15 protein-coding genes, 1 pseudogene and 1 riboswitch are annotated in these 21,465 nt (G+C 37.1%); of the genes and pseudogenes, 4 read left to right on the plus strand and 12 right to left on the minus strand.

The annotated features are described in order from the left end of the window. The 3 genes and pseudogenes from ACY2RT_RS05545 to ACY2RT_RS05555 form a co-directional block, all read right to left on the minus strand. Window positions 1-1,083, minus strand: a pseudogene (locus tag ACY2RT_RS05545) (homoserine dehydrogenase family protein); the annotation flags it as partial. A gap of 71 nt (window positions 1,084-1,154) precedes the next feature. Continuing rightward, window positions 1,155-2,324 carry a trans-sulfuration enzyme family protein gene (locus ACY2RT_RS05550; protein ID WP_490154885.1) on the minus strand — a complete coding sequence of 390 codons (1,170 nt, stop codon included), beginning with the start codon at window positions 2,322-2,324 and terminating at the stop codon, window positions 1,155-1,157. A gap of 116 nt (window positions 2,325-2,440) precedes the next feature. Beyond that, a riboswitch (SAM riboswitch) is annotated at window positions 2,441-2,562 on the minus strand. A gap of 90 nt (window positions 2,563-2,652) precedes the next feature. Then, the gene (locus tag ACY2RT_RS05555; protein WP_490154886.1) at window positions 2,653-4,203 is read right to left on the minus strand and encodes a hypothetical protein; all 1,551 of its coding nucleotides are present in this window, start codon (window positions 4,201-4,203) and stop codon (window positions 2,653-2,655) included. A gap of 149 nt (window positions 4,204-4,352) precedes the next feature. Here ACY2RT_RS05555 and ACY2RT_RS05560 point away from each other — a divergent pair, with 149 nt between their 5' ends. The 4 genes from ACY2RT_RS05560 to leuB are packed head-to-tail and all read left to right on the plus strand — an operon-like array spanning window position 4,353 to window position 8,625. Continuing rightward, the gene (locus ACY2RT_RS05560; protein WP_490154887.1) at window positions 4,353-5,528 is read left to right on the plus strand and encodes a 2-isopropylmalate synthase; all 1,176 of its coding nucleotides are present in this window, start codon (window positions 4,353-4,355) and stop codon (window positions 5,526-5,528) included. After that, window positions 5,529-6,911 carry a 3-isopropylmalate dehydratase large subunit gene (leuC, locus tag ACY2RT_RS05565; protein WP_490154888.1) on the plus strand — a complete coding sequence of 461 codons (1,383 nt, stop codon included), beginning with the start codon at window positions 5,529-5,531 and terminating at the stop codon, window positions 6,909-6,911. Then, complete coding sequence (leuD, locus tag ACY2RT_RS05570; protein WP_490154889.1) at window positions 6,911-7,501, plus strand: 3-isopropylmalate dehydratase small subunit; 591 nt, start codon at window positions 6,911-6,913, stop codon at window positions 7,499-7,501. Before leuC ends, leuD begins: the two co-directional genes overlap by 1 nt. Before the next feature lie 5 nt (window positions 7,502-7,506). Then, the gene (gene leuB / locus ACY2RT_RS05575) at window positions 7,507-8,625 is read left to right on the plus strand and encodes a 3-isopropylmalate dehydrogenase (RefSeq protein WP_490154890.1); all 1,119 of its coding nucleotides are present in this window, start codon (window positions 7,507-7,509) and stop codon (window positions 8,623-8,625) included. A 38-nt stretch (window positions 8,626-8,663) separates the two neighbouring features. On the opposite strand, the gene thrC is transcribed toward leuB, so the two are convergent. Genes thrC through ACY2RT_RS05620 form a run of 9 tightly spaced genes read right to left on the minus strand, consistent with a single transcriptional unit; the run spans window position 8,664 to window position 20,979 of the window. After that, the gene (gene thrC, locus ACY2RT_RS05580) at window positions 8,664-9,962 is read right to left on the minus strand and encodes a threonine synthase (RefSeq protein WP_490154891.1); all 1,299 of its coding nucleotides are present in this window, start codon (window positions 9,960-9,962) and stop codon (window positions 8,664-8,666) included. After that, window positions 9,962-10,885: a homoserine kinase gene (locus ACY2RT_RS05585; RefSeq protein ID WP_490154892.1), complete on the minus strand. Its 924-nt coding sequence runs from the start codon at window positions 10,883-10,885 to the stop codon at window positions 9,962-9,964. Before ACY2RT_RS05585 ends, thrC begins: the two co-directional genes overlap by 1 nt. A gap of 3 nt (window positions 10,886-10,888) precedes the next feature. Then, window positions 10,889-13,327 (minus strand): bifunctional aspartate kinase/homoserine dehydrogenase I, encoded by a 2,439-nt coding sequence (thrA, locus tag ACY2RT_RS05590; RefSeq protein ID WP_490154893.1) that lies wholly within the window; start codon window positions 13,325-13,327, stop codon window positions 10,889-10,891. Window positions 13,328-13,359: 32 nt separating this feature from the next. Continuing rightward, window positions 13,360-14,622 (minus strand): threonine ammonia-lyase IlvA, encoded by a 1,263-nt coding sequence (gene ilvA / locus ACY2RT_RS05595; RefSeq protein WP_490154894.1) that lies wholly within the window; start codon window positions 14,620-14,622, stop codon window positions 13,360-13,362. 3 nt (window positions 14,623-14,625) lie between these two features. Continuing rightward, window positions 14,626-16,122, minus strand: coding sequence for a ketol-acid reductoisomerase (gene ilvC, locus ACY2RT_RS05600; protein ID WP_490154895.1), 1,497 nt, complete (start codon window positions 16,120-16,122; stop codon window positions 14,626-14,628). 11 nt (window positions 16,123-16,133) lie between these two features. Beyond that, window positions 16,134-16,664, minus strand: a complete 531-nt coding sequence (ilvN, locus tag ACY2RT_RS05605) for an acetolactate synthase small subunit (RefSeq protein WP_490154896.1) — start codon at window positions 16,662-16,664, stop codon at window positions 16,134-16,136. A gap of 2 nt (window positions 16,665-16,666) precedes the next feature. Then, on the minus strand, window positions 16,667-18,400 hold the full coding sequence (gene ilvB, locus ACY2RT_RS05610) for a biosynthetic-type acetolactate synthase large subunit (RefSeq protein WP_490154897.1): 1,734 nt from the start codon (window positions 18,398-18,400) through the stop codon (window positions 16,667-16,669). A 9-nt stretch (window positions 18,401-18,409) separates the two neighbouring features. Continuing rightward, entirely contained in the window at window positions 18,410-20,086 is a 1,677-nt protein-coding gene (gene ilvD / locus ACY2RT_RS05615; protein ID WP_490154898.1) for a dihydroxy-acid dehydratase, read from the minus strand. Further along, window positions 20,086-20,979: a branched-chain amino acid transaminase gene (locus ACY2RT_RS05620; RefSeq protein WP_490154899.1), complete on the minus strand. Its 894-nt coding sequence runs from the start codon at window positions 20,977-20,979 to the stop codon at window positions 20,086-20,088. The genes ilvD and ACY2RT_RS05620 overlap by 1 nt, the downstream gene beginning before the upstream one ends. Between the last annotated feature and the right edge of the window lie 486 nt (window positions 20,980-21,465).

Raw genomic sequence — 21,465 nt, forward strand, 5'->3', positions numbered from 1 at the left:
TTAATTTAATTTATCACTTAAGCGTAAAATATCTCCAAAAACACCTCTTGCAGTTACCGCGGCTCCGGCTCCGGCTCCCTGAATTACAATAGGGTTTTCGCCATAGCTTTCTGTATATATTTCGAAGATAGAGTCGCTACCTTTTACCTGACCTAACATACTGTTTTTTGGGACTGAAACCAACTTAACCTCCAAAATAGCCCCATTATTATTTGAAAGGTCTCCGCGTAGATCACCAACATACCTCAATACATAACCAGGTTTTTGACTGGCTTTGATATCATGATATAAGCTATCTAATTGCTGGAGATTACCTAAAAACACATCATCACTAACATATTGAAGGTTTTTTGGAATCAGGTTTTCAATTTGAACATCTTTAAACTCATTATGTAAATCCAACTCTCTGGCCAGTATCAGCAATTTTCTTCCCACATCGTTTCCACATAGATCTTCACGGGGATCAGGTTCGGTATAGCCTTCATTGATAGCTTCCTGAAGTATACAGCTAAATGGTTTTTCTTTTTCTGAAAAATGATTAAACAAATAACTCAGAGAGCCGGAAAAGATCCCTTTTATTCTCGTAATGTTTTCACCGGAAAGGTGTAATAGCTTAATAGTATCTATTAAGGGTAATCCTGCTCCAACATTGGTCTCATATAAATACTCTTTATTGTTTTCTGAAAGCAATCCTCTCAATTCATTATAAAAATTAAAATCCAGAGTATTGCCGATCTTATTTGAAGAAACCAAACTAAAACCCTGTTCTATCAGAGATTTGTAATTAGAAACAAAATTCTGGTTTGCGGTATTATCTATTGCTATAAGGTTTTCCAGATTATTGGCTTTTGCAAAAGCAATAACATCTTCTACAGCATAAGAAACTCCTTTTCTGTTTTTTGTTTCATTCCAATTAGAGGCAGCTCCGTTTTTTTCTAACAAAACAGAAGTGGAATTAGCAATCGCAAAGATCTTTAGTTCAATATCCCTTCTTTTGGAAATATCTTTACTTGATGCGATTATTTGATCAATTAAAATACTTCCAACATTTCCATGTCCAAAAATGGCAAGGTTGACCTTTTTCTTTTTTATCTGTTCCAAATCTATCAAGGATTTAGATTTATCTTTTAATAAAACACTCATAGGTTTAGGTTTTAGACAAAAAGGATATCTCTTGTATTATTAATCTTTTTAAAAACCTGAGACAGGTCAGATATAAGGTCCTCTGCCTTTTCAATACCACATGAAAGACGTATTAAAGAATCCTTAATTCCGGATTTCAATCGCACCTCTCTTGGAATAGAAGCATGTGTCATTTGTGCAGGATGGCACAACAAACTTTTAACCCCTCCAAGGCTTTCGGCCAATTTGAAATATTTTGTGCTCGTTACAAATTGATTGGCAGCTTCTTGAGTATCATTAGATAAGCTAAAGGAAACAATCCCTCCAAATAAGCCGTTTTGTTGAGCTTTTGCGATTTCATGATTTTTGTGAGTCTCTAAGCCCGGGTAATATACCTCCTGAACAGCTTCCTGATCTTTCAGAAAAGCTGCAACTTTATAGGCATTTTCGCATTGTTTTTTGTACCGAATATCAAGTGTTTCTATTCCTCTGATCGTTAAAAAACAATCCCATGGACCCAAGATCCCTCCTGAAGCATTTTGGATAAACTTTAGTTTTTCTGAAAGTGATTGGGTTTTTGTAACAACCAGGCCAGCTACCAGATCCGAGTGTCCGCCAATGTATTTTGTTCCACTATGAATTATAATATCTGCACCCAGAGAAATAGGTTTTTGCGCAATAGGGGAAGCAAATGTATTATCGACTACCAAAAGAGCATTCACACTTTTTGCAATATTTGCAATCGTTGCAATATCTGAAACCTTTAACGTGGGATTTGTAGGAGACTCGATCCAGATTAACTTTGTTTTACTTGTTACAGCTTCGGCTACATTGTCAACTTCTGTAGTATCTACATAGTTTACAGTAATTCCAAGTTTTTGGTACACATGTGTAAAGAGGCGATATGCCCCACCGTAAATATCATCTACCGCTACTATTTCATCTCCTTTAGATAGTAGTTTTAGAACAGCATCAATAGCTGCCAATCCGGTTGAAAATGCAAAACCGGAATGGCCATTTTCCAGTTTAGCAACAACGTCTTCCAGTGTTTTTCTGGTTGGATTATTGCTTCTGGCATAATCAAAGCCTTTGTTAACACCGGGAGCCTCCTGTATAAAGGTTGATGTTTGGTAAACAGGCACGGAAATGGCACCTGTCAACGGATCGCTTGGGATCGAATGGATAATTTTTGTTGCACTCATTTTTCTTTCTTTTTGAGTTAATAAATAATTAAAACAAAAGTCAAAATGCACCCTAAGGTGTACTTTACCAGAAAAATGTTAAAAAGAATGATTAGACAATATAAAAAAATGTCGTGTCGTTATCTATCACTAATTTTCCTATATCCGGAAAATTATTGTAGAATGTAGCACCTTCTTTCAAGAGAAAGGGTTGCTAAGGTTTCACAGGGTCTAATCCCTCCACCTTTCTTGATAACATTTCAATAAAGTTTTGAACTTTGTGAACACAAATATTCAGTTAGAAAAAGTTATAAACCAAATTTTTTTTAAACTTTTTTCATTCTACAAGCTATTGTTTTTCTTTTTGAGCCAAATATTTATCTCTAATAACTTGATTCACAGGCTTATTTTCAATTTTACTTTCTAACCAGGAAATTATATCCAGATATAGAAAAGCTCTACGTTCATAGGGGTGGTCCTCAAAAGGTTTCAGTTTTTCATGTAAATTTTTAAAAGCTCTTTTAATATCATGAGGATAAATATCCTGAAGTCCTTTTATAAATTTTATCATCTCTTTTTGTACTTCATGCAGATCATTCATTTTAATTAGGAACTGATATGTGCTTTTTATAAGAGTTTCCAAATGATAGTCCAGTCCTGCTTCATAATGTGAAACCAGATTTAAGACCCTCGAAAAACAAAGTAAGTCTTCTCGCATGGAAAGGGACTTATTTGAGATGATCTTTCCTAAATATTCAATAGTTTTTCTATAGTTTCCGGAGCCAAAGTGAATACACGCAAACTTATAATATAAAGTCATAATGTGATGTTCGTCTATCCGATTCTTATAAATGGCCAGTTTTGATTCTATTTCCGGAATCAAGGTCAATCCTTCTGTGAAGGTTCCATCCATAAAATGTACATTCACTTTATTAGTACTTAAATACAAAAAGGACAAAGCTTCAACATTTTCATCCTTCGGAAAGGATTCTTCAGCTACAATCGATTCAAATTTAGTGAGGGCCGCCAAAAATTTTTCCGGATTTTGAAGAAAAAATAAAGACTCCAGTAAATAGTTGTTTCCTTTTAAGAAAAAAACAGGATTCAGGCTGATCATTTTTGGATTCAGATAAAACAGATCTACCCATTTCATTGAATATCTATAGCAATTCAAAAAATCCTGAAGCAAAAAACTATACCACAAATACGCTTTGTACAACCATAATTTTTCCCTAAAACCAAGTACTTCTATATCATATTCAGGTAAGTGCTCTATAAAATAACCGGAAATAGATTTGCTCTCATCTTCACTCTTCACATAACCGGTTTTTAAAAAAATTCCATACAGTTGTAATGATAGATTTGACAGTTTACTGGCAATCGTATTTGCAGCACTAAGCTCTTTTGCCTGAATTGTCAACTCATCTGCCCGGCCATTTATACTTCTTGTAATATATTGAGATTCAATTATTTTTTCAAATTCAACTATTTCATAGGCCAGATTCTTTTCTTCATTCTGAATAGCTACCTCCTTTGCTTTTCCAAGGAGTTTTAAACTCTGCTTATAAAGCCCTTTGTGGTATAAAATAGAAGCAAAGTCGAGCTGTTCCCTAATCTGGGACCTAATATTCTGATGAGAAGGATTTAGTGTTAAGCTTATAAGTATTTGTTTATATAAATGTGCCTTCACATTTGCGAGTTGTTGTTTCTTAAAAATTCCACTTTTTAAAATTTGAGCCTCATCATATACATTTAACTTTTCAAGAACACTAAATAAATTCAAAAATTTAGAGTCATTATTAACTCCCAAACGACCTACATAAAGTTTGAATTGGCGTTTTTCAGATTTCGTTAGTGACTTCACCAACATAAATAAATTATCTTTTTGATCTTTAGTCATAATAATATGATCTTTTTCAACTTGTTATATTTCAGATACATACGTAAAATATTTATGTTTTAAACATCGTAAAAACGAAACTGAAATATACTCTTTAGAGATTTCCAAAATATACATTCGTATCACAATAAGAAAATATATTTTGATAAATGTCAAGTACCAACGTCCAAATCTTTGACACTACGCTACGCGATGGCGAACAAGCTCCAGGCTGTAAATTGAATACCCGACAAAAGTTGGTTATCGCGGAGAAACTGGATGATTTAGGTGTGGATATTATTGAGGCTGGATTTCCGGTATCAAGCCCCGGTGATTTCAAGTCTGTAGAAGAGATCTCTAAAATTGTAAAAAACGCTACGGTTTGTGGTCTTACACGGGCCGTTCAGAATGATATAAAAGTAGCAGCCGAGGCATTAACACATGCCAAAAAACCAAGAATCCATACAGGTATTGGAACTTCAGATTCTCATATAAAATATAAGTTCAAACTAACGCGTGATGAAATTATTACACGTGCTTACCAATCTGTAAGCTACGCAAAAACGTTTGTTGAAGACGTGGAATTTTATGCGGAAGATGCCGGTAGAACCGAAAATTGGTATCTGGCTAAAGTTTGTGAAGCTGCTATAAAAGCGGGTGCCACGGTTTTAAATATCCCGGACACTACAGGTTATTGTTTACCCAATGAATATGGTGAAAAGATTAAATACCTAAAAGAAAATGTAAAAGGAATTGAAAAAGCGACCCTATCCTGTCATTGCCATAACGATCTGGGGCTGGCAACTGCCAACTCTATTGAAGGTGTTATCAATGGAGCACGCCAAATAGAATGTACCATTAACGGTATTGGAGAACGAGCAGGAAATACAGCTCTGGAAGAGGTCGTTATGATCTTAAAGCAACATCCTTATCTCAACCTTGATACAAATATTAAAACACAAGAATTATTTGGTATAAGTCAGTTAGTTTCTGAACATATGGGAATCTATACACAACCAAATAAAGCAATTGTAGGAGCAAATGCCTTTGCGCACAGTTCCGGAATTCATCAGGATGGAGTTATAAAGAAACGTGACACCTATGAAATCATTGACCCCAAAGAAGTTGGAGTTACCCAGTCTGCTATCGTTCTCACAGCTCGTAGCGGGCGAGCCGCATTGGCATACAGGGCTAAGAAAGTTGGTTACGAATTGACCAAGCTTCAGCTAGATGAGGTTTATACGAATTTTCTCCGTTTTGCGGATCGGAAAAAAGAAGTGGAAGACCGGGATATTCATGAAATCATTGAAACAAGTAAGGTATACCAGCAAATTATTTCAGCTTAAATGAAGAAGACACTATTTGATAAAGTATGGGATGCACATGTGGTTGATTCAATAAAAGACGGGCCACAGGTTCTATATATAGATAAACACCTGATACATGAAGTTACAAGTCCGCAAGCTTTTCAGGAATTGGAAGAACGTGAGATTTCAATATTCCGTCCGGACCAGATCATAGCCACAGCAGACCATAATACACCAACTGTCAACCAGCACTTACCTGTAAAGGATTCATTATCCCGTAAGCAATTAAAACAGTTATCTGTTAATTGTAAAAAGAATGGAATCACTTTATACGAATTAGGACACAAATATAATGGCATTGTCCATGTCATTGCCCCTGAATTAGGATTTACACAACCGGGAACGACCATTGTTTGTGGCGATAGTCATACCTCAACACATGGAGCATTTGGAGCCATTGCCTTTGGAATTGGCACCAGTCAGGTTGCCCAGGTTTTTGCCAGTCAATGCTTATTACTGAAAAAACCAAAAAAAATGCGGATCACCGTTAATGGAAAACTAAAAAAAGGAGTACTTCCTAAAGACATCATCCTTTATATCATCTCCCAGATCGGAACCAATGCAGGCACCGGTTATTTTTGCGAATATGCTGGGGAAGTGTTTGAAAATATGAGCATGGAAGGCCGTATGACCGTTTGCAATATGAGTATTGAAATGGGAGCTCGGGGTGGCATGATCGCTCCGGATGAAACTACTTTTACATATATAAAAGGGAGAAAATTTGCTCCTAAAGGAAAGGATTTTAAAGCAAAAGTAGCATATTGGAAAACACTTTCTACCGATAAAGATGCTGTATTCGACAAAGAATATAGTTTTAATGCATCAGCTATAGAACCTATGCTTACCTATGGAACCAATCCCGGGATGGGGATTAAGATTTCAGAAAACATTCCGATGCTCAATGACAACTCTTTTAAAAAAGCACTTGACTATATGGGCTTTGAAGCCGGAGAGAGTTTACTCGAAAAAACTATTAATTATGTGTTTATCGGAAGTTGTACAAATTCCAGAATTGAAGATTTCCGCATAGCAGCAAATTTTGTAAAAGGAAAACAAAAAGCAGAACACGTGACTGCTTGGCTTGTCCCAGGTAGTAAACAAGTGGAAGCACAAATCGTTGAAGAAGGACTACAAGACATTTTTGAAGCAGCAGGGTTTCAGTTAAGACAACCGGGATGCTCTGCCTGCCTGGCAATGAACGAAGACAAAATTCCACAAGGAGAATACTGCATCTCTACTTCAAACAGAAACTTTGAAGGCCGTCAAGGGCAAGGTGCTCGTACCCTATTAGCTAGTCCGTTGGTAGCAGCAGCCACTGCAATAGAAGGAAAGATCATTGATATTACAAAACACCTCAATTAATGGAAAAATTCGAGCAGTTACAGTCCACAGCCATTCCTTTGGAAATAGAAAATGTTGATACAGACCAGGTCATTCCGGATCGCTTTCTAAAAGCAACCGATAAGAAAGGGTTTGGGGACAATTTATTTCGGGACTGGCGGTATGATAAAAACGGAAATGTGAATGATTCCTTTATTCTAAACAACAAAGATTTTAACGGTAGCATTCTTGTTGCAGGAAATAATTTTGGCTGCGGTTCCAGTAGAGAACATGCTGCCTGGGCACTAAAAGCATATGGATTCAAAGTAATTGTATCCAGTTACTTTGCCGATATTTTTAAAGGTAATTCATTGAACAATAGCTTATTGCCCATTCAAGTTTCTGAAATATTTCTGAAAAAAATGATGCAGCTGTTGAAAAATGACCCAAAAACAGAAATTGAAGTAAATCTGGAAGCTCAAACCATTTCAGTGATAGGTAACAACTTATCTGAAACTTTTGAAATCGATCCCTATAAAAAAATGTGTATGGTCAATGGGTATGATGATATTGATTTTTTGTTGAGCAAACGAAAGAAGATTGAAACCTTTGAATTAAATAATTGTTTATAAAAAAAATGAAATTAAATATTGCTGTATTACCTGGTGATGGAATTGGCCCGGAAGTAATTCAACAGTCCATTAAAGTATTGAAAGCTATTGCTATGGAATTTGGCCATACCTTCAACTTTAAATCAGCTCTTGTTGGAGCCGTAGCAATTAACAAAACCGGAAATCCACTCCCTGAAGAAACTTTAGATTTGTGTAAGGCCAGTGATGCCATTTTATTTGGCGCTATTGGTGACCCAAAATATGACAATGACCCTTCAGCTAAAGTACGTCCCGAACAAGGATTATTGGCACTACGTAAAATCTTAGGCCTGTATGCAAATATTCGCCCTGTAAAAGCATATGAGACGTTATTGGACAGATCGCCTTTAAAAGAAGGGAACATTAGAGGAACAAACATAAGTATCTACCGGGAGTTGACTGGTGGAATTTATTTTGGAGAAAAGAAACTAAACAAAGAAGGGACAGAGGCATCCGACCTTTGTTTATATACACAAGAGGAGATCGAGCGTATTACTCATTTGGCTTTTAAAGCAGCCCGGTCCAGACGTAAAAAGGTAACACTTGTCGATAAAGCCAATGTATTGGAAAGTTCACGCCTATGGCGTAAAGTAGTAAAAGAAATAGCATTGGATTATGAAGATGTGGAGCTGGATTTTCTATTTGTAGATAATGCTGCAATGCAATTGATCTTAAATCCAAAACAATTCGATGTTATCCTTACCGAAAATATGTTTGGAGATATCATTAGCGATGAAGCGAGTGTGATAGGCGGGTCCATTGGATTATTGGCTTCTGCCTCCATTGGAGGAAAAATTGGATTGTTTGAACCTATTCATGGTTCTTTTCCGCAAGGTAAAGGTAAGGGTGTTGCTAATCCAATAGCTTCTATTCTGTCCGCTGCTATGCTGTTGGAACATTTCGGGCTTCATGAAGAGGCCTCTCGCATAGAGGATGCTGTAGACAAGTCTCTGGAATTAAATATTACTACTCCGGATCTACGTTCAGAAAAAGTAGGCATTACAACAGAAAAAGTAGGTGACTTTATTGAAGACTATATTCTAAACCCAGAAGATACCAATATAAATTTTGCGAATATTCACTTGGGACAATCTACCATTATATAAGTGCATATGATAGGTTTATAAAAATAAACACCTGAAGATTAGTTAATTAAATAGTTCTTTAATTGTAAATAGGTCGAGATCTTCTCGGCCTTTTTCTCTTTATCAAGTATAGACCGAACAGTTTCCGGAATTTCAATAGCATTAGAAATATTTTTAGGGATGACATCCATAAACTTTACCGGATGAGCCGTTTCCAGAAAAACTCCGAGGCAGTTTTCCTGATCCTCTAAATATTCTTTTAAAGCCAGGTACCCAATCGCTCCATGCGGATCTGCAATGTATTTTTTTTCTGAAAAGAGCTGTTGCATAGCGAATCTTGTCTCTTCATCTGTATAACTATATCCGGACAGGTTAGTACGTAGTTTTTCAATATCATTAGCATACAATTGTTGAATACGAATAAAGTTACTAGGCGCTCCAACATCCATTGCATTGGAGATGGTAGCTATAGAAGGTCTTGGATTGTAATTTCCTGTTTTTAGGTAATCTGGCACAATAGCATTTACATTTGTTCCGGTTACAAAATGGTAAACAGGTAAGCCTAATTTTTGTGCCATCATTCCGGCACAGATATTTCCGAAGTTTCCACTGGGCACACTAAAAACCAGTTTTTTTCCTACTCCTTTTAGTCTTTTATAAGCAAAAAAGTAATAGAACATTTGTGGTAACCATCGCGCCACATTTATTGAATTGGCTGAAGTTAGTTTTCTCTTTCCAAAAAGGTCCTCGTCTAAAAAAGCTTTCTTGACCATTGTCTGGCAATCGTCAAATGTTCCATTTACTTCCAACGCAGAAATGTTCTTTCCTAAAGTTGTCAATTGTTTCTCCTGGATATCACTCACTTTACCACCGGGATATAAGATCACTACCTCTACACCTTCTACTTCATAAAAACCACTTGCTACGGCACCTCCCGTATCGCCGGAAGTTGCTACCAGCACAGTTACATTCTCCTGAGATGTTTCTTTACTGTTGAAATAGCCCAGACACCTTGCCATAAAACGGGCTCCTACATCTTTAAATGCCAGGGTTGGTCCATGATATAATTCTAATGCATATATATCTTTTTCCACTTCCACCATTGGAAAATCAAAGGAAAGTACTTCATTGACGATCTGTTTTAGATCAGTTTCAGGAATATCGCTTGATACAAACTGTTTGATTACTTCAAAGGCTATTGCAACATTATCGAGGTTTTCGATAGTGTCAAAAAAAGATTGGGGCAATGGGGTAATTTCAGAAGGAAAATACAGCCCCCTATCGGGTGCTAATCCTTGTATTACTGCCTCTCTGAAAGAAACTTTAGGTGCGTTATGATGTAAACTAAAATAATCCATTATCTAAGTATTCTTGTACCTTGATCTCCAATTTTTGATACATATATATTGTATTCTATTCCTTTATTTTTATAAGTCTCATCCATAGTTTTTGCTACTATTTCAGCCAGATTCTTTCCTTTAGACAAAGCAAAAACAGAAGGCCCCGAACCCGAAATCCCGGCTCCAAGTGCCCCGCTTTTTAATACGCTTTCTTTTACCAGATCAAAGTGTGGTATAAATAATTTTCGTGCAGGTTCTATAATACCATCTTTCAACGACCTTCCTATTAGATTATAATCACTGCTATGTAAACCACTGATCAACCCACCTACATTGGCCCATTGTGCTACTGCCTTTTTTAAAGGTACTTCCTTAGGAAGTACCTTTCTCCCGTCTTCCGTTTTGACCTCGATTTGAGGATGTAAAACGGATACATATAGATCTTCCGGAGTTGGAATAGATATAATATCTAATGGGTTGTAGCTTCGTATCAATACAAAGCCACCATACAATGCTGCCGAAACATTATCTGCTATCTGCGAACCACATGCAGCCTCTTCACCCAGCATGGCAAACTTCACTAACTCCAGATTAGAGTATTTTTGTCCTAAGAGTTCATTTACTGCAAAAGCTGACCCTGAACTACTTGCCGCACTACTACCCAGACCGCTTCCCGGCTTGTATTTTTTGAAGATCTGGATATCGACTCCAAAATCTGCTCCTGAATCTAACAGCATTTTTTGAGCAACAATACCTGCTGCATTTTTTTCGGGTTCAAAAGGCAAAGTGGCGCCCTCTATTTTAGAGATGGTTACTTTAAGTGAGTTATTCTTTTTAAAGATCATTTCGTCTCCCAAAGTATCTAAAGCAAAACCCATTGCATCAAAACCACAAGAAACATTTGCAACCGTGGCAGGAGAAAAAATATGAAGTAGATTCATCATCTATTTTTTACCTAAACTAATAATATCACCAAATAAACCTGATGCCGTTACTTCTGCCCCTGCCCCGGCTCCTTTTACAATTAAAGGTTGATCTGCATATCTGGAAGTGTAAAATAAGACAATATTATCTTTTCCATCCAAATTATAGAAGGGATGTTCCCGATTTACTTCCTGTAAGCTCACTTTTGCTTTGTTGTTACTGAATGTGGCAACATATTTAAGGCGGCTATCATTCTTTTGTGCGTTTTCATATAGGGCATTAAAATGAGGAGCTTCCTTTTTAAGTGTTTCATAGAAATCAGATATAGTATTTGCTTCTAAAGAAGGTTTCGGTAAAAATGAAATATTTTCAATGTCTTCAAGATTCAACTCATTTCCACTTTCACGCGCAAGGATCAAAATTTTACGGGCTACATCTACCCCACTTAGATCAATTCTAGGGTCGGGCTCAGTATAACCCTCCTCTTGTGCTTGTTGTACAACATCGAAAAAGGATCTTTTACGGCTAAAATTGTTAAATATAAAATTGAGACTTCCGGAAAGAACAGCTTCAATAGATATAACTTTATCTCCGGAATTGATTAAATTATTAAGGGTATTTATTATTGGTAATCCTGCTCCTACATTGGTCTCGAACAAGAATGGGACATTGTATTTTTTTGAAAGCTTTTTAAGTTCCTGATATTTTGACAACTGTGCTGAACAAGCAATTTTATTACAAGCTACAACGGCCATACTTTCACGCAAATATTGGCTGTAAGTATCAGCTACTTTTGCATTGGCTGTAACATCTACAAATACACTATTTTGCAGATTGAGTTCTTTTATGGTCTGAAACCAATGTCCCGGAACATTTTCAAGTCCATTGTTCAAAGCATCGAGCCAATTATCAAGCTTGATCCCATCTTCTTTAAAAATCATTTTTTTTGAATTGCTCAATCCAACAACTTTAATATTTAAAAGTAGGTTTTCATGCAAGTATTCCTGTTGTTGCTGTATTTGATCAAGTAACCTACGTCCCACATTTCCAACACCTACAATAAATAAATGAAGTGTTCTTACCTGGCGTTCAAAGAAGCGGTAATGCAATGTATTTAAGGCCTTTTTTACATCTTTTCTGGCAATAACAGCAGAGATATTACGTTCGGAAGCTCCTTGTGCAATAGCACGAATATTCACATTGTTTTTGCCAAGTGAACTAAACATTTTTCCACTCACCCCCTGATGATTTTTCATATTATCGCCAATCACGGCAATAATGGCTAAGTTATCCTCTACCAATACAGGATCTATCTTTCCAAGAGATATCTCGTAGGCAAAAGCAGCATTAATAGCGGATTCAGCATTTGGAATATCTCCAGACTGCACAGCTACGCAAATAGAATGCTCTGAAGAAGCCTGTGTGATCAAGATCACATTTATATTTTCAGAAGAAAGTGTTTCGAATAGTCGTTTTGAAAATCCAGGAATTCCAACCATTCCGTTACCTTCCAAAGTAAGCAATGCAATATCCGGCAAATGACTAATTCCTTTTACCGGTCCCTGTTCGTTATTTACTTCTCTATGAACATAGGTACCTGCAGCTTTCGGCTTGAAGGTGTTCTTTATAGCAATAAGAATATTCTTTTCAAGTACCGGACGAATGGTAGGAGGGTATAACACTTTAGCACCAAAATGAGAAAGCTCCATAGCTTCCTGATATGATAATTCTTTGACAGGAAAAGCTTGTTTTACCAATTTTGGATTGGCAGTATACATCCCGCTTACATCTGTCCATATCTCCAGAACAGAAGCATCTAATGCAGCTGCAAGAATCGCAGCGGTAAAGTCTGATCCTCCCCTTCCTAACGTCGTTGTGTCTCCTTCTACATTTCTGGACACAAAGCCTGGCATTATGGTTACTTTTGCCGGGTTTGAATTGAAATAGGTTTGTATATTTTTTTCTGTTGCTTCAGAAAGCAGCTGTGCTTGGGTATAGCTAGAGTCAGTTAAAATAAGATCACGACTGTCTTTTAACCAGGCATCATTCATTTTAACTTTTAGCTTTTCAGAAATAATAAAAGAAGATAATAACTCTCCAAAACTTAGTACTTTGTCTTTTGTTTTTGCTGAAAACTCATTGATTAAGTAAACCCCCTGAAAAATACTCTTCAGATTTGCTAATTGATCTTCAATCTGTAACAATGCTGTTTCTTTTAGTCCTAACTGACCTGCGGTTTCTAAATGCCGTTCCTTAATTGAATCAAACAAATTGAGGTATTTTGCATCTTTTAAATTTGCCAGTTCTCCTGCTTGTTGTAAAGTATCCGTCATTCCACCTAAAGCAGATACTACTGCAATGACAGAATCTTCTTTAGACTTAGATTGAAGTATGTCTACAACTTTTGAAATGTTTTCTGAATTCGCTACGGATGTCCCCCCGAATTTAAGTACTTGCACAGGTATTTTCTTTAAATAATTTGGTATTGTAATTATACTAAAAACTGAAATAATTCAGGCTTATCGTTGAGATAATCTTCATAAAAATTATATTTTTTCATCCGGGCGGTCAATGGTTGTAAATCTAAATAAGATTTTAATTCTAAACCTACCACTGCAGCACCATTTTCGCGATTGGTTTTTTTGGTGTACTCGAAGTGGGTAATATCATCATCCGGGCCTAAAACTTCGGCAACAAATTGACGCAATGCACCCACCCGCTGCGGAAACTTAACAATAAAATAATGCTTTAAATTAGAATACAATAAAGCACGTTCCTTGATCTCGGCAGTTCTTGTAATATCATTATTACCACCACTTATTATACAGGCTATATTTTTTCCTTTAATCTCTTCGGTATAGAAATCCAACGCAGCAATACTCAAAGCTCCTGCCGGCTCAACAATTATTGCATCTTTATTATATAATTCAAGTAAGGTTTGACAAGCTTTACCTTCCGGAACAGTAACTACGGCGTCTAATGTTTCTCTACAGATCGAAAAGTTTAAATCGCCTACACGATGTACAGCTGCACCGTCCACAAACTTTTCGATGTTTTTTAGCGTCGTGTTCACTCCTTTTTCTATAGATACTTTCATTGCCGGAGCTCCCTGCGGTTCTACTCCAATAATTTTGGTTTTGGGTGATACTTGTTTAAAAACACTGCTAAGTCCCGATGATAATCCACCTCCTCCCACAGGGACAAAAACATAATCTAAAGGTTGCTGAGTTTGCTCTAACAGTTCCAATCCAACTGTAGCCTGCCCTTCAATAACTTTTATATCATTGAAAGGATGTACAAAGATCTTTTTAAGATGATTGCATTCAGCCATAGCGAGTTCATGGGAATCATCAAAAGTATCACCTTCCAGCTTTACCTTTACCACATCTCCTCCAAACATTTTCACCTGTTCAATTTTTTGAACAGGTGTTGTCGCAGGCATATAAACAGTCCCTTTAATTTTTAACAGTTTACATGACAAAGCTACTCCTTGTGCATGATTTCCGGCACTGGCACAAACAATACCCTGTTGTCTTTCTGAAGCAGACAGAGAAGAAATTTTATTGTACGCTCCGCGTATTTTATAGGAACGCACTACTTGCAGATCTTCACGTTTAAAAAAAACATTACTGTTAAATGCTTTCGAATAACGTTCGCTCCGGGACAAAGGAGTCTTAGTAATAACTTCTTTAAGCTTTACCGCTGCTTGTTCCACACTTTGCAGTGTTGGAAAATAGGTAGCAATTGTTTCCATATGCTATACTAAAACTGGTTCTTGCCGTGTTTTCACATTGATAGATTTCATTGCCTTCATTGCATTACGGAGCTTTTTTCCTACGCTTTCAATTTTTTGTGATTCTATTGCAGCATTGACTTTTATCAATTTTACATTGTCTGTTGCTTTAGCAGGATAATTTCTTCCTATATCTTTAGGTTGTATGGTTTTCATAAAATTTACCAACAGTGGCTTTGCAGCATGATAAAACAAATAGCAGCCATATTCTGCGGTATCTGAGATGATTCGATTCATTTCAAAAAGTTTCTTTCTGGCAATAGTATTTGCAATAAGAGGCAGTTCGTGCAGTGACTCATAATAAGCAGATTCTTCAACTATTCCGGAAGCGACCATGGTTTCAAAAGCCAGTTCAACACCTGCTTTGACAAAAGCAACCAATAAGGTTCCATGATCAAAATAGGTTTGTTCGTTTATATGTCCCGGTATTGGATCAGTCATTTCGAAAGGTGTTTTGCCGGTTGCTGCGCGCCAGTTCAACAAATTAGTATCATTATTTGCCCAATCCTGTATCATTCCTTCAGAAAAATGCCCGCTCATGATATCATCCATATGTTTTTCGAACAAGGGTTTCATAATTTCCTTTAGCTCTTCGGAAAGTTGAAACGCCCTTAGTTTTGCAGGATTTGACAGGCGATTCATCATATTGGTAATTCCACCATGTTTCAACGCTTCAGTGATGGTTTCCCAACCGTACTGAATTAATTTTGAAGCATACATAGGTTCAACTCCTTGTTCCACCATTTTATCAAAGCTCAAAATAGATCCTGTTTGTAATACCCCACAAAGAATGGTTTGTTCACCCATTAAATCGCTTTTCACTTCGGCAACAAAAGAAGATGCCAACACACCTGCCCTGTGTCCGCCCGTAGCATATACATAGGCTTTAGCTTGGTCCCAACCTTTGTTTTCCGGATCGTTCTTGGGGTGTACTGCAATTAGAGTAGGTACTCCAAAACCTCGTTTATATTCTTCCCTAACTTCAGTTCCGGGGCATTTAGGAGCAACCATGATCACTGTGATATCTTCCCGTATTTGCATTCCTTCTTCCACAATATTAAAACCATGTGAGTAAGATAATGTCGCACCTTTTTTCATTAAGGGCATCACAGTTGTTACAACATTTGTATGTTGTTTATCTGGTGTAAGATTTAAAACCAGATCGGCTGTTGGGATTAATACTTCATAAGTTCCAACATTAAAATCATTAGCAATAGCATTTTTGTATGATTCCCGTTGCTCATCTATAGCGGCTTGACGTAACGCATACGAAATATCAAGGCCGGAGTCTCTCATATTTAATCCTTGGTTCAGGCCTTGTGCACCGCAACCAATGATAACTATTCTTTTACCTTCCAAAACCTTTATACCACTATTAAATTCTGAAGGTTCCATAAATCGGCATTTGCCTAATTGTTCTAATTTTTCTCTAAGAGATAATGTGTTAAAATAATTTTCCATTGTACATAATTTTAAGCGTTAAAAGCTTCTAAGAGTGTTGAAATTTTTAGTTGGTCTTTTGTTACTGCAATACGCCCCGAACGGACAAATTGCATAATACCAAAGGGTTTTAATTGGTGATATAGAAGTTCTACTTCATTTTTTCGCCCTGATTTTTCGAGAACAAAGAATTCCTGATTCACCATAACAATCCGAGCATGGCTTTTTTTGATAATATCCTGAATTTGTAAGTCTTCAAAAAGCAGATCGCTCTTAATCTTAAGGAGACATGATTCTTGGTAAATTGTTTCTTCATCTGTATGATAGTAGGCCCTAATGACTTCTACCTGCTTCTCGATCTGGCCGATGATCTTTCGGATCTGTTCTTTGGAAACCTCCACAATAATAGACCAACGGGAAACACCATCTATTTCTGAAACAGAAGAATTAATACTTTCAATATTTATTTTTCTACGTTGAAATATTGCTGAAATACGATTTAGTAATCCTACGTTGTTTTCGGTATAAATAGATACCGTATACAATTGTTTTTTATTTTCCATAATTAACTCAACCTAATTTCTGAAACCGATGCTCCCGAAGGAATCATTGGAAACACATTATCTTCTTTTTCTACAGATACTTCAAGAAAATACGGCCCTTCATACTCCATCATTTCTTTTACTGAAGTAGATAATTCTTTGCGTTCTGTCACTCGTTTGGCTTTTATAAAATATCCCTTGGCAATATTTACGAAATCCGGATTAACCAACTCTGTTGAAGCATAGCGCTTGTCAAAAAACAACTGTTGCCATTGTCGTACCATGCCCAAAAATTCATTGTTTAAAACCACAATCTTAACGGCTACTTTGGTTTGTAAGATCGTTCCCAATTCCTGAATGGTCATTTGATAACCTCCATCTCCAATTATTGCTACTACATCCCGTTCCGGAGCAGCCATTTTTGCTCCAACTGCAGCCGGAAGTGCAAAACCCATAGTTCCCAATCCTCCGGAGGTTATATTGCTTTTAGTTTCATTAAATTGAGCATAACGGCAAGCGATCATTTGGTGTTGCCCTACATCACTTACTATAGCAGCTTTTCCTTTGCTCCGGGTATTTATCTCCTTTAATACCTCGCCCATAGTAAGTCTTTCTTTAACGGGATTGAGATCTTTATCAATGACTTTTTCAAATTCAATTTTATACAGCTCTTTGAATTGCTGGTGCCATTTTGGATAGCTTTTTTCAGTAAGCAATGGCAATAATTTCCGAAGGCTTTCCTTAGCATTTCCCAATACTGCGACATGAGTCTTTACATTTTTATCAATTTCGGACGGATCGATCTCAAAATGGATGACCTTAGCTTGTTTGGCATAGGTTGCTAAATCTCCTGTAACCCGATCATCGAAACGCATTCCTATTGCGATCAACACATCGCATTCATTAGTCAATTTATTGGGTGCATAATTTCCATGCATTCCTACCATACCTACATTCAAAGGATGTGAAGTTGGTATGGCCGAGGCTCCTAAAATGGTCCAGGCAGCCGGAATACCTGTTTTTTCAATAACTGCTTTCAGCTCTTCTTCGGCTTCGCCCAGAATCACACCCTGTCCCCAGATAATCATAGGATTTTTAGCATCATTGATAAGCTGAGCTGCTTTTTGTATGGCTGTTGTAACGATTTCAGGAACAGGATTATAACTACGTATGCCTGTACACTTTTTATACTCAAAATCAAATTCTTCAAACTGCGCATCCTTGGTAATATCGATAAGTACCGGCCCCGGACGGCCGCTTTTAGCTATGTAGAATGCTTTGGCAATAACCTCAGGAATCTCTGAAGCTTTTGTTATCTGATGATTCCATTTAGTGACCGGTGTAGAAATACTTACAATATCTGTTTCCTGAAATGCATCACTCCCTAATAAGTGTGAAGCTACCTGTCCGGTAATGCAAACCATTGGTGTGGAATCTATATGAGCATCCGCAATGCCTGTCACTAAGTTAGTGGCTCCGGGCCCCGAAGTTGCTATCGCAACACCTATTTTTCCGGAGATTCGCGCATAACCTTGTGCCGCATGCGCTGCTCCTTGTTCATGGCGCGTTAAAACATGCCTGATTTCATCTTGATATCTATGCAACACATCGTAAACCGGCATGATAGTTCCTCCGGGATATCCGTAAAGAACATCTACTCCTTCTACCAATAAGCATTTTACAATAGCTTCGCACCCTGTGATCCGTTCTGTGATTTTGTGTACTGTATGTTTTTCTTTTAATATTTGTGTCTCCATAATGACATTTTAAAATTCGTCTGTTACACATCCTTTGGATGCAGATGCAACTGTTTTTGCATATTTATACAGGGCACCTCGGCTTACCTTTAATTTTGGCGGTGACCATTGTAGTCTTCTTTTTTGTAATTCTTCTTCAGAAACCTCTAATATGATACTGTTTGTTACCGCATCGATTGTAATAATATCTCCTTGTTCAACAAGAGCAATTGTCCCCCCTTCTTGTGCTTCAGGTGTAATATGTCCAACCACAAAACCATGTGTTCCACCAGAAAACCGGCCATCTGTTATTAGTGCTACATCATTTCCCAGGCCTGCTCCCATTATTGCTGCCGTTGGTTTTAGCATTTCTGGCATTCCGGGGCCACCTTTAGGACCTTCATAGCGAATAACAATTACATCTCCTTTTTCAACTTTACCGTCACGAATACCGTTATTTGCATCATATTCGCTCTCAAATACTTTTGCTTTTCCTGTAAAGCTCAATCCTTCCTTTCCGGTTATTTTCGCAACACATCCTTCTTTGGCTAAGTTTCCGTAGAGTATTCGCAAATGTCCCGTTGTTTTAATAGGTTTTTCTATAGTTTTTATAACATCCTGTCCTTCCTCCAGGTCTTCTATGCTCAATAAATTTTCGGCTACCGTTTTTCCGGTTACTGTTAAGCATTCTCCATGAAGTAGTCCTTTCCGAAGTAAATATTTTAATACAGCCGGGATTCCTCCTATTGCATGTATATCTTCCATGAGGTACTTCCCACTTGGTTTTAGATCGGCTAAAAAAGGGGTCGTATCGCTTATTTTCTGAAAATCTTTAAGCGAAAAATCTATATTCGCAGCTCTGGCAATAGCCAAAAAATGAAGAACTGCATTTGTAGAACCTCCAAGGACAGTTACAAGCCTTATTGCATTTTCCATGGATTTACGTGTTATAATGTCTGAAGGCTTTATATCTTTTTCCAATAAATCTCTTATAGCTTCACCTGCTTGTACGGATTCTTGCTTTTTCTCATCGCTCAATGCGGGATTGGAAGCATTAAAAGGGAGTGCCATTCCTAGCGCTTCTATTGCTGAAGCCATTGTATTGGCTGTATACATCCCTCCACAAGCTCCTGCTCCCGGGCAAGCTTTTTCAACAATATTTTGATATTCGACCTCCGTCATGGTACCAGCAACTTTACTTCCCCAGGCTTCAAAAGCAGATACTACATCCAGCTTTTTTCCATTATGACAACCAGAATCTATAGTTCCTCCATATACTAAAATTGATGGCCGGTCCAAACGAATCATTGCCATTAATGCGCCCGGCATATTTTTATCGCAACCTACTACTGTTATTAAACCGTCATAGCTCATTGCCTGTACAACAGTTTCCATAGAATCTGCAATTAGGTCTCGGGAAGGCAAAGAGTAACGCATTCCCGGAGTCCCCATGGAAATACCGTCACTTACACCTATTGTATTAAAAATAAGCCCAACAACATCTTCTTCCTGAGTTCCTTGTTTCACCAACTTTGCCAAATCATTGAGATGCATATTACATGGATTTCCTTCATAGCCGGTACTGGCAATTCCCACCATAGGTTTTAATAGATCAAGATTTGTCAGACCAACCGCATGCAACATTGCCTGTGCGGCAGGCTGGGTTGGGTCCTGGGTTACTGTTTGGCTGTATTTATTTAGTTTCATTAGTATGCGGGTTGAAAAAAGTTTATAGAATTACGTCTCACCAGATCCTGATACTGACCGGAAAGTTTATAGCCAATAGTATTTTCCCATGGTTTATTGAATGAATGACCGTCCAGTGACTTAATAGGAGCAACTTCTGCAGCTGTTCCAGTAAAAAAAGCACCATCAGCTTTATACACATCACTAGGGGTAAATTTTTTTTCTATGATAACATAGTCAAGGTTTTTGGCCAATTCAAAAATGGTTTGACGGGTGATTCCTGATAAGATATTTCCTAAAGGACAGGTATATAAGACACCGTTCTTTTCATAAAAAAAGTTAGCACCGGGGCCTTCTGCCACATATCCCTGGGCATCTAACAAAAGGGCTTCATCGTATCCCGCTGCTTTAGCTTCGGTAGTGGCCAATATTGAATTGGTGTAATGGCCAACAATTTTTGCCTGAATATGTGTTGATCTTGGATTAGGGCGCTGATAACTGGATGTCATTACACGCACCTGTTTTTCTCCTAGATATTTATCCCATTCCCATGCACAGAGTAACAGATGTGATGTTGGTGCGGGTTGCAACGCCATGTTTTCAGCCTGAAAGACCAAAGGACGGATGTAGGCATCTTGAAGGTTATTTTTCTTTAGTAGCTCATAGCTTAAAACAGTTAGCTCGTGGACTGTATATGAAAGAGGAATATGCATTGCTTTTGCCGAATACAACAATCTTTCATAATGTTCCTTTGGTTTAAATATCTGTGGGCCATCCGGTGTTCCATAGGAACGTATTCCTTCAAAAACACCATTGCCATAATGAAGTGTTTGTGCAAAAAGCCCTGTGGTAGCTTCAGAAGCTTTTTTCCAGGCACCATCCAGGTATATTATGGTTTCATTATTATAATACATTACAATTATTTATTGGTTCGAAATTATATTTTTACAATCTTTAAGAAATTTTACTTTGGTATTACTATTTAAACTCATTTTCTACTTATATTTTTTAATATGTTGATTATTAGCTTATTACATTTGTTGCTTTATGATGTCCAATTGCTTTTAAAAATCAAAAAAGCCTGTATCAAAATTGATACAGGCTTTACGTTTTTACTATAATAGCGATCTGTACCAACTCTAGGAAGAGTTAATAATGACTATTGTAATCACGACTGTAATAGATGTATACATTTGTTTCTTATATTAGGATATGACCCAATTAAAAAAGCCTTCCGTTTTGGAAAGGCTTTTAAAAATATTTTTAATTTTCTATACCATTCCTTATCTCCGTAAAATAATTACAGTGACAATAATTGAAAAGGTATTTAAAATTTGTGTTCTCATTTGTTGTTTCAAATATTCATAAAAATATTTTTGTAATCCTAATAATTTCAAAAA

The organism is Ulvibacter sp. 2210JD10-4, from assembly GCF_058148525.1.

Coding starts and splice junctions, on each gene's coding strand:
- ACY2RT_RS05550 (WP_490154885.1), bottom strand. CDS start 2,324: ATGAGTGCAACAAAAATTATCCATTCGATCCCAAGCGATCCGTTGACA.
- ACY2RT_RS05555 (WP_490154886.1), bottom strand. CDS start 4,203: ATGACTAAAGATCAAAAAGATAATTTATTTATGTTGGTGAAGTCACTA.
- ACY2RT_RS05560 (WP_490154887.1), top strand. CDS start 4,353: ATGTCAAGTACCAACGTCCAAATCTTTGACACTACGCTACGCGATGGC.
- leuC (WP_490154888.1), top strand. CDS start 5,529: ATGAAGAAGACACTATTTGATAAAGTATGGGATGCACATGTGGTTGAT.
- leuD (WP_490154889.1), top strand. CDS start 6,911: ATGGAAAAATTCGAGCAGTTACAGTCCACAGCCATTCCTTTGGAAATA.
- leuB (WP_490154890.1), top strand. CDS start 7,507: ATGAAATTAAATATTGCTGTATTACCTGGTGATGGAATTGGCCCGGAA.
- thrC (WP_490154891.1), bottom strand. CDS start 9,962: ATGGATTATTTTAGTTTACATCATAACGCACCTAAAGTTTCTTTCAGA.
- ACY2RT_RS05585 (WP_490154892.1), bottom strand. CDS start 10,885: ATGAATCTACTTCATATTTTTTCTCCTGCCACGGTTGCAAATGTTTCT.
- ilvA (WP_490154894.1), bottom strand. CDS start 14,622: ATGGAAACAATTGCTACCTATTTTCCAACACTGCAAAGTGTGGAACAA.
- ilvC (WP_490154895.1), bottom strand. CDS start 16,122: ATGGAAAATTATTTTAACACATTATCTCTTAGAGAAAAATTAGAACAA.
- ilvN (WP_490154896.1), bottom strand. CDS start 16,664: ATGGAAAATAAAAAACAATTGTATACGGTATCTATTTATACCGAAAAC.
- ilvB (WP_490154897.1), bottom strand. CDS start 18,400: ATGGAGACACAAATATTAAAAGAAAAACATACAGTACACAAAATCACA.
- ilvD (WP_490154898.1), bottom strand. CDS start 20,086: ATGAAACTAAATAAATACAGCCAAACAGTAACCCAGGACCCAACCCAG.
- ACY2RT_RS05620 (WP_490154899.1), bottom strand. CDS start 20,979: ATGTATTATAATAATGAAACCATAATATACCTGGATGGTGCCTGGAAA.